At 53.6% G+C, this 13,615-nt stretch carries 12 protein-coding genes and 2 rRNA genes; 1 reads left to right on the top strand and 13 read right to left on the bottom strand.

Annotated features, from left to right (window positions below):
• Window positions 1–34: 34 nt before the first annotated feature.
• The 3 genes from ispF to BMW84_RS23175 all read right to left on the bottom strand — a co-directional run bounded on the left by ispF (window position 35) and on the right by BMW84_RS23175 (window position 2,401).
• Window positions 35–523, bottom strand: a complete 489-nt coding sequence (gene ispF / locus BMW84_RS23185) for a 2-C-methyl-D-erythritol 2,4-cyclodiphosphate synthase (protein ID WP_091072673.1) — start codon at window positions 521–523, stop codon at window positions 35–37.
• Complete coding sequence (ispD, locus tag BMW84_RS23180) at window positions 520–1,218, bottom strand: 2-C-methyl-D-erythritol 4-phosphate cytidylyltransferase (RefSeq protein ID WP_091072670.1); 699 nt, start codon at window positions 1,216–1,218, stop codon at window positions 520–522. Before ispD ends, ispF begins: the two co-directional genes overlap by 4 nt.
• A gap of 94 nt (window positions 1,219–1,312) precedes the next feature.
• Window positions 1,313–2,401 carry a PIN/TRAM domain-containing protein gene (locus BMW84_RS23175; protein WP_091072668.1) on the bottom strand — a complete coding sequence of 363 codons (1,089 nt, stop codon included), beginning with the start codon at window positions 2,399–2,401 and terminating at the stop codon, window positions 1,313–1,315.
• Between the two features lie 165 nt (window positions 2,402–2,566).
• On the opposite strand from BMW84_RS23175, the gene BMW84_RS23170 reads away from it, so the two are divergent.
• Entirely contained in the window at window positions 2,567–2,962 is a 396-nt protein-coding gene (locus tag BMW84_RS23170; RefSeq protein WP_091072666.1) for a nucleoside triphosphate pyrophosphohydrolase family protein, read from the top strand.
• Window positions 2,963–3,058: 96 nt separating this feature from the next.
• On the opposite strand, the gene pssA is transcribed toward BMW84_RS23170, so the two are convergent.
• The 10 genes from pssA to BMW84_RS23120 form a co-directional block, all read right to left on the bottom strand.
• A complete protein-coding gene (gene pssA / locus BMW84_RS23165; RefSeq protein WP_091072662.1) occupies window positions 3,059–3,796 on the bottom strand; it encodes a CDP-diacylglycerol--serine O-phosphatidyltransferase in 738 nt (245 codons plus the stop codon).
• A gap of 65 nt (window positions 3,797–3,861) precedes the next feature.
• Entirely contained in the window at window positions 3,862–4,938 is a 1,077-nt protein-coding gene (gene disA / locus BMW84_RS23160; protein ID WP_091072660.1) for a DNA integrity scanning diadenylate cyclase DisA, read from the bottom strand.
• 13 nt (window positions 4,939–4,951) lie between these two features.
• The gene (gene radA / locus BMW84_RS23155) at window positions 4,952–6,319 is read right to left on the bottom strand and encodes a DNA repair protein RadA (RefSeq protein WP_091072658.1); all 1,368 of its coding nucleotides are present in this window, start codon (window positions 6,317–6,319) and stop codon (window positions 4,952–4,954) included.
• Between the two features lie 222 nt (window positions 6,320–6,541).
• Window positions 6,542–9,016 (bottom strand): ATP-dependent protease ATP-binding subunit ClpC, encoded by a 2,475-nt coding sequence (gene clpC / locus BMW84_RS23150; protein WP_091072656.1) that lies wholly within the window; start codon window positions 9,014–9,016, stop codon window positions 6,542–6,544.
• Between the two features lie 37 nt (window positions 9,017–9,053).
• A complete protein-coding gene (locus tag BMW84_RS23145) occupies window positions 9,054–10,118 on the bottom strand; it encodes a protein-arginine kinase McsB (RefSeq protein ID WP_091072653.1) in 1,065 nt (354 codons plus the stop codon).
• Window positions 10,119–10,144: 26 nt separating this feature from the next.
• Window positions 10,145–10,669, bottom strand: a complete 525-nt coding sequence (locus tag BMW84_RS23140) for a protein-arginine kinase activator protein McsA (protein WP_091072651.1) — start codon at window positions 10,667–10,669, stop codon at window positions 10,145–10,147.
• Between the two features lie 29 nt (window positions 10,670–10,698).
• A complete protein-coding gene (locus BMW84_RS23135; RefSeq protein WP_091072648.1) occupies window positions 10,699–11,160 on the bottom strand; it encodes a CtsR family transcriptional regulator in 462 nt (153 codons plus the stop codon).
• Window positions 11,161–11,469: 309 nt separating this feature from the next.
• Window positions 11,470–12,639: a GNAT family N-acetyltransferase gene (locus BMW84_RS23130; protein ID WP_091072647.1), complete on the bottom strand. Its 1,170-nt coding sequence runs from the start codon at window positions 12,637–12,639 to the stop codon at window positions 11,470–11,472.
• Between the two features lie 435 nt (window positions 12,640–13,074).
• Window positions 13,075–13,191 (bottom strand): 5S ribosomal RNA (gene rrf / locus BMW84_RS23125).
• A 137-nt stretch (window positions 13,192–13,328) separates the two neighbouring features.
• A 23S ribosomal RNA gene (locus tag BMW84_RS23120) occupies window positions 13,329–13,615 on the bottom strand; the annotation flags it as partial.

Raw genomic sequence — 13,615 nt, 5'->3', positions numbered from 1 at the left:
TTAAATGTTGAAACAGACTACCGTTCCAGCCATCTCAAGATGATACCACATCTTGGATGAGGCAGACAATAGACTGCGCCGCGATTCCCTCGCCGCGTCCCGTAAAGCCGAGCTGTTCCGTCGTTGTCGCCTTGACATTGACCTTGGAAGACTGCGCTTCGAGCGCACGCGCGATAATCTCCGTCATTTGCGGAATGTACGGCGCCATCTTCGGCTTCTGGGCGATGATGGTCGAATCGATATTGCCCAGCTTGTATCCCCGCTCTTTGGCCAGCGCCCATACATGCTCCAGCAGCTTCAGGCTGTCGGCGTCTTTGAAAGCTTCATCGGTATCGGGAAAATGCTTGCCGATATCGCCGAGGCCCAGTGCGCCTAGAATCGCATCGCTGATCGCATGCAGCAAAACGTCGGCATCGGAATGTCCGAGCAAGCCCTTTTCATAAGGGATCGTGACTCCCCCGATAATGCACGGCCTTCCTTCTACGAGTTGATGTACGTCAAATCCCTGTCCCACTGCAATCATGTCTGACTCTCTCCCCTTGTTCTGACTGTAAATTCGGCAAACACCAGATCCTCCGGCGTCGTGATCTTGATGTTGGCATAGCTGCCTTCGACCACCGATACCTTTATGCCGGCCCGTTCGGCCAGGCTGGAATCGTCGGTGCCAAGAAATCCTTCGCGCTCCGCCGCCTCATAAGCGGCAAGCAATGCAGACAGACGAAAAGTCTGCGGGGTCTGAATCGCCCACAGACTTCGCCGATCCGGCGTATGAACGACAAACCCGCCGCCGTCCACCTGCTTGATCGTATCTTTAACCGGCGCTGCCAGAACGGATGCGCCTACTTCCTTCGCCCGTTCAAAGCAGGCGTGAATTTCACGGTCCTGTACAAACGGCCGGACCCCGTCATGCACCATCACCCAGGTGGTGTTCAGCGCTTCAAGGCCCCGCCGTACGGAATGCTGCCGTTCTGTTCCGCCCGGCAGCACCGCTTTGACTTTATCCAGGCCGTAAGCCTCGATCCATTCCCGGCAGCGCGGCACATCCTCTTCGCCCGTCACGAGCACGATTTCGGAAATGAACGCCTGCCGCTGGAACACTTCCAGCGTATGAACGAGGATCGGCTTGTCCTGAAGCAGCAGGTACTGCTTGCTCTCCGCCGTGCCCATCCGCGTTCCTTTGCCCGCCGCCACGATGACGACTCCCACACTGTTCGACATGCTGTAGACTCCCGTCTTTCACGTATATTTCCATCATAACGCGTTTGCCGGGCATTTCCAAGCCTGCGAGGAGCAAAGTATCCGGCGCGGCTGTTTATTGCGCTTTTTCCAGAAGCTTCGGTTTGGCAAAAATCATCCGTCCCGCGGAGGTCTGCAATACGCTGGTTACCAGCACCTCCATGGTGGAGCCGATAAAATCGCGGCCGCCTTCGACAACGATCATCGTCCCGTCATCCAGATAAGCAACGCCTTGCCCATGTTCCTTGCCGTCCTTGATCACTTGGACAATGATCTCCTCGCCCGGCAGGACCACCGGCTTCACGGCATTCGCCAGATCGTTGATGTTAAGAACGGAAACGCCCTGCAGTTCACATACCTTATTTAAATTGAAGTCGTTCGTAACGACTTTGCCGTGCAGTACCTTGGCCAGCTTGACCAGCTTGCTGTCAACCTCGGAGATTTCCTCGAAATCGCCTTCGTAGATCAACACTTTCACATCGAGTTCTTTCTGAATTTTGTTCAAAATGTCGAGCCCGCGGCGCCCGCGGTTTCGTTTGAGCAGATCCGAGGAGTCGGCGATATGCTGCAGCTCCTCCAGCACGAACTCCGGAATAACGATGGTTCCCTCAATAAAGCCCGTTTTGCAGATATCCGCGATCCGTCCGTCAATAATGACGCTGGTATCGAGAATCTTGTGTTCCTCCAGTCCGCGGCCTTCCGGCTCGCCGCTCTGACCAAAGCGGCCGGTCGCCCATAATGCCGCCAGCTCCGTCTTTTTCTCAAGGCCGATTCGTACTCCGACATAACCGAGACAGAGCATGACGGCTACCTGCAGCAAATCGCCGCCTGCTCCCAGCCATTTCAGCGCCGGATAGACCAGCAGGGACAAGAGCAGACCACCCGTCAACCCCGCCGCTCCCGCAGCCATTTCGTTCATCGGAATCCGTGATCCCGCCATAACCGCCCTGCGTAGCTGCGATATCGCCCACTGCGCGCATAAATTCCCCGCAATCAAAAAAATAATGGCTCCCAGCACCGTAAAAAGAATGCTTCCCTCTACCGGCAGACGATCGCTGAATCTCGCCGTCCCCGCCGCAAATTCAGTTTCCGCCGTATGGTAGAGCGAATAACCGGTCCAGGCCCCGCATACCCCGGCAAACGCCAATATCAGCTTTTTCCACATCGCCTTGCGCACCTCCTGTTTATTCTAAAAATAATTGATACATCACCAGTATGTTCCAATTCTTCGCGCGATAATCCGGTAGGCGACGATTTTTTCTCTTCGCTTGAAATAAAAGCAAGCCCTGGCATATAATGAACTCAATTCCGAACCTAGAGGTGAGTGGTCATGAGCGCACCAACGTTACAGGCTTTTCAGGATCAAGTCTCCGAACTGCTGCTCCGTCACCGCAGTCTGCTCGATGTGATGTCCAAGAACGGCCAAAGCAGCGCATCCGTCAACCGCGCCGTAGCCAAGGCGATTACCGAATGCGGCTGCATTGAGCTGCACGCAAGCAAACAGGTGTTTGAACCTTCCCTCGGCCTGGAACAAGCCAAGGAGCTGGCCGGCACCCATCTGCAAGGCCATTTATGCGAAAATTGCCGGGAGGTCATCTCCTCCGAACTCGGCAGGGAACTGTTTTATATGTCCGCACTTTGCAATCTGCTTGATATCAACATGGACGAGGTTGTGGAGAAGGAGTCGCAGAAATGTGCTACCCTTGGCTTGTTTAACCTGTCCTGATCGGCATTTCCTTTTCCAATTTAAGACGAACGTCAAAAAGGCGTTGCCGCCGCTGAATGTCAGCGGAAGCAACGCCTTTGGCTTGCCGGGGATGCATTACCCGTTCTTGGAATGGTACACTTTGTCGTCCGACCGGCTTCTCCGCCGATGGCGGCGCCGCGCGGTAAGACGGTCGATATTCTGCTTAAAGCCGTACAGCGCGTACAGCGCCAATAATCCGAAGATCAGCATTGCGATCTGTTCCGGGAAAATTACAGCCACGGCTACGGCCACAACAATGACAATCGGTGCGCCGACGACCGCCTTTTTAGGGAGCCCGAGCTTTTTAAAATTAGGATATTTAACAGTGCTTACCATCAAATAGGACAGCAGCAGGGTCACCACGATCATAAACGGAGCGGACACATCTTTATGAAAGAGCGCCAGGGTGGCAAGCACGCCGCCCGCAGCGGGAATCGGCAAACCTAAAAAGTATCCGGGAATGCCCGGCTTCACATTAAAGCGGGCCAAGCGAAGCGCACCGAATACCGGGAAAATCGCGGTAACGGTCCAGCCGAGCGCGGAATGCAAATCATGCAGACTGGTGAAATACATAATCAGCGCCGGTGCCACCCCAAAGGATACGACGTCGGACAATGAATCAAGTTCTTTGCCAAACTCACTTTCACAACCCAGCGCGCGCGCCATACGGCCATCCAGCCCGTCAAGAAGCATAGCGATAATCACCATGATAGCGGCCATGCTAAGTTTTCCGTCAAACGCCATCATGATACCAAACATTCCAAGCATCAGGTTACCGATGGTAAAAAGACTCGGAATTGATTTCTGTATCATTTCTTCACCTCTATGTTCATTACTTTGGGGCTTAACGTCTCCAATATTACGTGATTGTATGTTATTTACATTTGCCTGTCAATAAGAACTTGCTTCTGCAGGCGCTTCAATCCGTCTTGGATGTTGCGTGCCCGGATTTCGCCGATTCCGTCCACTTCGTCCAATTCGGCAATACTTGCGGTCATCAGATTCGGCAGCATTTCAAAACGTTCAACCAGATTGTGGATGATGACATTCGGCAGACGCGGGATTTTGTTCAGCAGCCGGTAGCCGCGAGGAGTCACCACTTCCTCGGATGCCACCGCGGTGGACGAGTAGCCCAGCAGCTTCGCAATGTGATTGTCATCCATCAGATCCTCATCGCTGGCCCGCTTCAGCCCGGCGATGATTTCGCGGATCTTCTCCTCCTGCTCCTCTCTGGCATAGTCTCTGTACAGAAGCCACGCTTCTTCCTCGGTATTTCCGACCACTTCTTCCATCTGCATGCTGATGAGGCGGCCTTCGTTGCCGAGTTCGTTGATGTAACGTTTGATTTCCATTTTAATCCGGAGCACCATTTCAACACGCTGGATGACGCTCACGACCTCGGCGACGGTAACGATTCCCTCATATTCCGAAGCGGACAGATTGGTAAGACTTTGATTCAGCACCGTTTTGTACTTCTCCAGCGTCTGTATCGCCTGGTTGGCTTTTGTCAGGATAGACCCGATTTCCTTAAGCGCGTAGCGGATGGAACCTTGATACAAGGTAATGATATTACGCCGCTGGGAAATGGAGACGACCAGCTTGCCGGTCTGCTTCGCTACCCGTTCCGCCGTCCGGTGACGGATTCCCGTTTCGATCGAAGAGATGGAGGAGTCGGGAATAAGCTGGGTGTTCGCATACAGAATCCGCTTCAGATCCTCGCTCAGAATGATGGCGCCGTCCATTTTGGCCAGCTCATACAAATAGTTGGGTGAGAAATCGCAGTTAATGGAAAATCCGCCGTCCACAACCTCCATCACCTCCGGGCTGTACCCGACAACGATCAGCGCGCCCGTCTTCGCGCGCAGCACGTTCTCCAGTCCTTCCCGGAAAGGCGTTCCCGGCGCGGCCATACGGAGCAGATCATTCATATTGTCCGATTGGTTGTTCTCTTTCATCTTCCTAGGCCCCCTAACCTAACGCGACCGATAGTGCTTCTGCTACCGTGTTTACGCCGATAATCTCGATATGCTGCGGATGTTTCCAGCCTTTCAGGCTTTTCTCCGGCATGATGACGCGCCGGAAACCGAGCTTTGCCGCTTCCTTCACCCGGGTCTCCGCACGGCTGACGCCGCGGACTTCCCCGGTCAAACCCACCTCGCCAAAGAACACATCATAAGGCTGGGTAGGAATATCCCTAAAGCTTGAGGCGATGCTGATGGCGACGGCCAGATCGATGGCCGGCTCATCCAGCTTGACGCCGCCGGCGACATTGAGGTAGGCGTCCTGCGTCTGCAGGAACATGCCCATCCGCTTCTCCAGCACGGCGATGATCAGCGCCATCCGCTGATGATCCATGCCGGTGCACATTCGCCGCGGCGACGGGAAATGCGTGGCGGCTACCAGCGCCTGCAGCTCCACCAGCACGGGGCGGGTGCCCTCCATGCTGGCTACCACCGCCGAGCCGGCTACGCCCAGCGGGCGCTCCGACAGGAACAGCTCCGAAGGGTTCTCCACCTCCGCAAGTCCTTCCTCGCCCATCTCGAAGATTCCGATCTCATTGGTCGAACCAAACCGGTTCTTGACCGCACGCAGAAGGCGGTACGTGTGATGCCGCTCTCCTTCGAAATAAAGCACGCAATCCACCATATGCTCCAGCATCCGCGGTCCGGCGATGGCGCCTTCCTTAGTGACATGACCGACCAGCACGGTCGCGATGCCGCGGATTTTGGCGATCCGCATGAAACGTGTCGTACATTCCCGAACCTGGGACACGCTGCCCGGTGCGCTGGTCACCTCAGGCAGAAATACGGTCTGTATGGAGTCGATAACCAGGAAGCTCGGCTGAATCTGCTCGATGGCTTCCTCGATGCTCTCCATATTCGTTTCGCACAGCACGTACAGCTCTCCTGACAACGCGCCGAGGCGGTCGGCTCGCAGCTTCGTCTGCCGCACCGATTCTTCACCGGAAATATAGAGCACGCGCAGCCCCTGCGTCGTGAGGGCATGGGAGGTCTGCAGCAGGAGCGTCGACTTCCCGATCCCCGGATCGCCGCCTACCAGTACCAGGGAACCAGGTACAATACCGCCGCCCAGTACCCGGTTCAACTCGCCGATGCCTGTCAATATACGCGGCTCTTTGTCACTTTCTATGTTTATGATCGACTGCGCCTTTTCTTTACTCTGAAAAATCGGCGCGTTCATGCCTTGGGTTTTGACGACGCTTTCCGTTTCTTCCACCATCGTATTCCAGGCTTGGCAGCCCGGGCATTTCCCGAACCATTTGGGCGACTCGTAGCCGCATTCGGTACAATAAAATTTTGTTTTCGCTTTGACCATGTGCTCTCCTCGCCGCCTGAACTCCTTTAACTTACGGATCAGTCCTTTAATTAAAAGTTTACCATTTCTCCACCTTGAGCGAAAGGTCGCGAAGTTCTATTTACGGTCCGGTATTCCTTTAAGTTTCCTGATTTACGGATGCTTTAAACCACAGAAATTTCTGCGCGCAAAAAAAAGCCTCCGCCCCTCTTATACGGAGGAACGGAGACCGCGGATTCAAGCTTATTGTTTTTCGGCTTCTGCTTCTTTTTCCAAAGAAGGCGCCGCCGGCGCATTGGTCGTCGTTACGGTCAATTCGCCATTTGCTTCGTCGATGACAATAGAGTCGCCCTTCTTGATATTGCCTTTCAGCAATTCCTCGGAGAGGCGGTCTTCGATATGCTTCTGGATCGCCCGGCGCAGCGGACGGGCGCCGAAGGCCGGATCGTAGCCTTCCTTGGCAAGGAACGCCTTGGCTCCATCGGTAAGCTCGAAGTCCACGTTGTATTCACGCAGCCGCTTGCGCAGCTCGTCGGCCATCAGCGTGACGATCTCGGCGATATGCTTCTCTTCCAGCGAGTGGAAGACGATGATTTCGTCGATCCGGTTCAGGAACTCCGGACGGAAGCTCTTCTTCAGCTCTTCCATTACTTTGCCCTTCATGCTGCTGTACTCGGCGCCGGCATCCTGCACGGCAGTGAAGCCCAGCGTCGAATTGCGTTTGATCGCCTGCGCCCCGACGTTCGAGGTCAGAATGATCAAGGTGTTGCGGAAGTCGACGACACGGCCCTTGGAATCAGTCAGACGGCCGTCTTCCAGTACCTGCAGCAGGATGTTGAATACTTCCGGATGCGCTTTTTCGATTTCGTCCAGCAGGACGACCGAGTATGGCTTGCGGCGTACTTTTTCAGTGAGCTGGCCGCCTTCTTCATAACCGACGTATCCCGGAGGCGCTCCGACGAGACGCGACGTGGAGTGTTTCTCCATGTACTCCGACATGTCAATGCGGATCACGGCGTTCTCATCGCCGAACATTGCTTCGGCAAGCGCACGCGCCAGCTCGGTTTTACCAACCCCGGTAGGCCCGAGGAAGATGAAGGAGCCCATCGGACGTTTCGGATCTTTCAGACCCGCACGCGCCCGGCGCAGCGCCCGGCTGACGGCTTTAACCGCTTCGTCCTGGCCGATGACGCGCTCATGAAGCAAAGCTTCCATGTTGAGCAGTCGGTCGGTCTCTTCTTCCTTCAGCTTGTTAACCGGAATGCCGGTCCAGCTGGCGACGACTTGGGCGATATCGTCCGGCGTCACTTGGGAATCGGCACGGCCTTGTTTTTCTTTCCATTGGTTTTTGGTCGTATCCAGCTCTTCCCGGATCTTCTGCTCGGTGTCGCGCAGCGCGGCCGCTTTCTCGAATTCCTGGCTTTGTACAGCGGAATCCTTCTCTTTGCGGATATCCTCCAGGCGCATCTCGAGTTCCTTGAGGTTTGGCGGAATCGTGTAAGAGTTCAGCCTTACTTTGGAACCCGCTTCGTCGATCAGGTCGATCGCTTTATCCGGCAGGAAGCGGTCGGAGATGTAACGGTCGGACAGCTTCACGGCTTCCACGATAGCTTCGTCCGTAATTTTAACCCGGTGGTGGGCTTCATAACGGTCACGCAAACCGTACAGAATTTGCACGGCTTCTTCCGGCGAAGGCTGATCTACGGTGATCGGCTGGAACCGGCGTTCAAGCGCAGCGTCTTTTTCAATATATTTGCGGTATTCGTCAAGCGTTGTTGCCCCGATGCACTGCAGCTCGCCGCGGGCGAGCGCCGGCTTCAGGATGTTGGAAGCATCGATGGCGCCTTCCGCGCCGCCTGCACCGATCAAGGTGTGCAGCTCGTCGATGAAGAGTACGATGTTTCCGGCCTGACGGATTTCATCCATGATTTTTTTGAGACGGTCTTCGAATTCGCCGCGGTATTTCGTACCGGCAACAACGGAACCCATATCCAATGTCATCACGCGTTTGTCGCGCAGCGTTTCCGGGATTTCGTTGTTAATAATGCGCTGTGCAAGACCTTCGGCAATCGCCGTTTTACCAACCCCAGGCTCCCCGATCAACACCGGATTGTTTTTGGTCCGGCGGCTCAGGACCTGAATGACGCGTTCGATTTCCTTGCTGCGGCCGATAACCGGATCCAGATTGCCGTCTTTGGCGTAAGCAGTCAAATCGCGGGCCAGGCCGTCAAGCGTTGGGGTGCTGACATTTGCAGGTGCTCCGCTGTGGCTGGAAGTTGCTTCGCTGCTGCCCAGCAGCTGCAGCACTTGCTGGCGGGCCTTGTTCAGGCTGATGCCCAGATTGTTCAGGACACGGGCGGCAACGCCTTCGCCTTCGCGGATCAGGCCGAGCAGGATATGCTCGGTGCCCACATAGGTATGTCCCAGCTTGCGGGCTTCGTCCATCGACAGCTCGATGACTTTTTTGGCGCGAGGAGTATAAGCGATGTTGGTAGGCTGTTCCTGTCCTCTGCCGATCAGTGTTTCGACCTCATCCTGGATTTTCTCCAATCCGAGTCCGAGTCCAATCAAAGCCTTGGCGGCAATGCCGTCTCCTTCGCGAATCAGGCCAAGCAAAATATGTTCTGTGCCAATATTGTTGTGTCCCAAACGAACGGCTTCTTCCTGCGCCAGCGCGAGCACTTTTTGCGCACGTTCCGTAAATCTTCCAAACATCATATCCCCTGCACCTCCACGTATGATAAATATCTATAAATTAATGTTGTAACCCCAGTGTCTCCCGGAGCAGCTTCGCCCGGTACATATCGCGTTCCGTCGCGTCCAGCTCATCCCCGAACATCTTTTGCAGGAATCCGGGCTGAGTCTTGACGTTCAGCTCATTCAGCGTCGACAGGGACGGTCCTTCCAGAATGCCGAGATCGACGCCGAGCCGGACATCGGACAAGCGCTGTGCCGCCTCCTTCAGCTCCATTACCGCCGCATAAGAGAGGATCCCGTAGGAACGCTTGATGCGGTCGGTAATCCGCAGGGCGGATTCGGCCAGCAGGCGCTCTCTGGCGCTCCGTTCATGCTCGATAATCTGAACCACCACGCCGTGCAGATTCTCGATAATCTCGCTTTCGGTCTGTCCTAGCGTAATCTGGTTGGAAATTTGAAAAACGTTACCTACTGCTTCGCTGCCTTCACCGAAAATTCCTCTAACGGTCAATCCCACTTGATTAACTGCCGATAAAATCCGGTTGATCTGGTGAGTCATGACGAGCGCCGGCAAATGTACCATGACGGAAGCCCGGAGGCCCGTTCCCACATTGGTGGGACAACTGGTCAAATACCCCCTGCGATCGTCAAACGCGTAATCGACTGCAGCTTCGAATATATCGTCAATGGCTGTCGCCCGTTCCCAGGCTTCTTTCACCTGGAGTCCGGGAAAAAGACACTGGATACGTAAATGATCCTCTTCGTTAATCATGATGCTGACGGACTCGTCTTCGTTCAGAATGACGGCGCCGCCCCGTGAATCATTTGCGAGATTGGGGCTGATCAAATGCTTCTCGACCAATACTCTGCGATCCAGCTCATCCAGTTCATCCAGCTTCAGCAGTTGAAACGTGCCGAAATCCTTGGCGGCCTCTGCCGTAAATACGGGGGCAAGCTGGTTCAGCACTTCTTCCGCCTGTTCCTGGGAAGCGAGCAGAGGGAAGGGCAGATGCTTCAGGTTGCGGGCGATACGCATGCGGCTGCTGATGACAATCTCGGAATGGCTGCCGCCGCTGCGCATCCAGTTGCTAAGTGCTTGCTCGGTAAACCGGAGACTTGACATGTCGTATCCCCCCTGTATCAATGACTTTACTCTTGTGGCATTTCTTTTTCAAGTTTGCGGATCCGGTCGCGCAGCTCGGCGGCGGTCTCGAATTCCTCATTCGCAATGCTTTGCTGCAGCTGCTGCTTCAGGTCATCGATTTGACGCTTGCACATGATCTGTGCACCCGCACGTTTCGGCAGCTTGCCTACATGGGCAGTACTGCCATGCACTCTGCGGAATAGCGGATCCAGCGTACTGTCAAAATATTTGTAACAGGAGCTGCAGCCAAACCGGCCGAGCTTGCTGAACTGGGAATAGGTCATGCCGCAGTTCTCGCAATGCAGCCCTTGCACGGTCTTGGTGGCCGCAGATTTTTCCTTGCCTGCGCCTTCAAGATCCAAGAGGCCTGACAGCAGGCTGTGAATAGAGAACCCGCCGGCCGTACCGGGGATCAGTTCCCCTTTTTCACGGGCGCAGCTCTCACAAATATGAAACTCAGTCTTCTCCCCATTTACGATCTTCGTAAAATGAAGCGTGGCCGGCTTAACGCCGCATTCCTGACATACCATAGCGAAGTCCCTCCCTTTAGAAGTGACGATTATTTGCCCAATAAGGAGACCAGCATAGCCTTCATAATCTTCGCACGAATTTCGTCCCGATAAGGCAGACTGACCGTCAGGCAATCCCGGGATACGGCTGCGCGCATAAGACAAGCCTCTCGTTTATTCAGAAATCCGGCTTCCTCCAGCTGATAAATCAAACCTTCGGCGGAATTCTGATCCATATCGCTGCCGATGGTGGCCTTTAAATGTGCATAAAGCGCCACGTTCTGCGGCAGTTCGAAACGCTGTATACGGATATAGCCTCCGCCCCCGCGTTTGCTTTCGACTACATAGCCCTTCTCGAGCGTAAACCGGGTGCTGATCACATAATTGATCTGCGACGGTACGCAGGAGAACTGATCCGCCAGCTCATTGCGCTGAATTTCCACCGTGCCTTCGGGACTTTCATGCAAAATATGCTTCAGATATTGTTCAATAATATCGGAGATATTACGCATCACTCATCCTCCAGTGTAAAACAGTATCGTATTTCCTGTTGTGCCCGCCGGTGGGACCTCTAACCCATTTAACCGAAGGGTAATGCCCCGAATCCAAGCCCAGCCATTGAAACAAATTCTTCACATTGCGTTGACTTTGACTTTCTTTGACTTTCTATATTATATCATATTCTCGCGGAATTCCAAGTGTTTACTTCTTATTTTTTGCGAATGGCGTTCATTCTATTCCGGCCTGCACCGTTTTGCGAACGAAAAAAGCCCTTTCCGCTGCCATGAGCAGACGGAAGGGCGGCTTAATATCAGAATAAGTCAGAAAAAATCGAACAATGCGGTTTTGGCCTTCGGCAGCAGCTGCTCCAGCCATTCCAGAGCTTCCCTGTCTCCCTCCAGCTTCCCGTAGCTGGACATGTCGTTAGGGCGCTTGTATCCAAAAAGCATAGCCGTCAACGTACCAATATCACAAGCGAGATCAGTGTCCGTGCCTTGAGGCAATTTGACAAAAGACGACTCGCCCTGCGGACTGACCGTCCACTGCCACACACCGTCATTCCATGGGGCATAGCGGTCTGTTAAGGCAATGTTTTTCGGTTCGAGTCCCTCACGGCCGTTCAGCTCCAATCTGCCGATAAAAGCCGGCGCATTAACGATCCGGGCCATAAAATAAGGATGAATCTCCTGCGTGATCCGCGGATCGGGAAGCATATAGGGAAGCATGTCGTCGGAAGGAACCATAAGCAACCGGGCGCCTGTAACCATGGAGTCATGATTGGCAAAAAAAGTCCAAATGGCCTGCCGCGCTTGTTCATTGAGCGTAACCCATTCATCGATGACCAGCTCTTGCTTTTCAATCTTATAGAGCGCATAACCCTGCGCCGCGCCTTCAGGCGTATAAAACACGCAGTGATGCATGGAATCATCGAGCACCCGTTCTTTCCACCATTCTTCATCACGCTTTAGTGTACCGTTATACTGTACGGCGTAAGCATCATAAAGCTCCTGTAACGTCTCAAGCGGCGCTGCATCTCTGCGGACAGTGCCCGTTATATCTGTCTTAGGCGGGAACTTCGCAGTCGGAAGCGTGTACTTCTTGTATTCGCAATATACTTCCCAACCGAACTTACGGTAAAAAGGAATAAGGAACGGGTGGAGAAAGGACAGTTCCTGGCCTTGCTCATACATTACCTTTAGCGTATTCGTAAGCAGCTTGGCGACATTGCCTTGTCTGCGATGCTCCGGCCAGGTGGCAACTCCGGCAATCCCGCCCATGGGCACAGCCTTTCCTTGTATGTATGCTTCCAGCGGCAAAAGCGTCAGTTTAGCTTGCAAAACGTCCTCTTCAAAAAGGGCCCACACTCTTTCCGGTTTAAACTTCTTCTCGGATTGTACCCGATCCTCACCGGCTACCTTATATTGAAAGGCGTATTCCGATAAGGTCAGACTCGCTTCAAATTCCTCCTGGCGCAGTGGCCTGATACTCATGTACGCTCAACCCCCATGTGAGAATATCCTCGTTATTCTCCAAGTATACCAAAGCGTAAAAACAAAGCACATCTTAAGCGCTTCAAAAACTTATCCACAAACCATGGACAGAAATTATTGCCAAACTGCAAATAAGGGATAATCAAAAGAAATTGTCCACAGGAAAGAATATGTTATAAACATTATCCAGAGCTTTATCCACATTATCCACTATCTTATCCACGGATTTCGATATTTTCGATGTTTTTCTCTTGACTTATAGGGATTTTATGCCTTAGCAAGGTTCTAATTCACAACGCTGATTGTACAGCGGGGATAATAAAACCCCAAACTTTGTAAGTTTCTTATGAAATACTGAAAATTGTCCACAAGTTTTCCACAACCCTGCACAACGCAAAAAAGCCACTGTCGAATGTTCGACAGTGGACATTATGCGCTTGGCAACGTCCTACTCTCCCAGGACCCTGCGGTCCAAGTACCATCGGCGCTGGAGGGCTTAACGGTCGTGTTCGGGATGGGTACGCGTGGAACCCCTCCGCCATTGTTACCAAACATGATTTTTCGAAGCTTCCGCTTCTCGAAATCGCTGCGAGAAAAGATCAGTCCTCAGAAAGGACATGCAGCTTAATGGATTGCAGGCTTGATCGCCTGAAAACTGGATCGAAACGAAACTTGCGTCATAGATGTTTTTGGATAAGCCCTCGACCGATTAGTATTGGTCAGCTCCATGCATTGCTGCACTTCCACCTCCAACCTATCTACCTCGTCGTCTTCAAGGGGTCTTACTAATTGGGAAATCTCATCTTGAGGGGGGCTTCACGCTTAGATGCTTTCAGCGCTTATCCCGTCCGTACGTAGCTACCCAGCCATGCTTCTGGCGAAACAACTGGTGCACCAGCGGTACGTCCATCCCGGTCCTCTCGTACTAAGGACAGCTCCTCTCAAATTTCCTGCGCCCACGACAGATAGGGACCGA

Origin of the sequence: Paenibacillus sp. NFR01 (genome assembly GCF_900111565.1) — a bacterium.
Lineage (GTDB): Bacteria > Bacillota > Bacilli > Paenibacillales > Paenibacillaceae > Paenibacillus_AQ.
The sequence above is the reverse complement of the archived record's forward strand: the minus strand, read 5'-3'. Positions and strand labels throughout refer to the sequence as shown.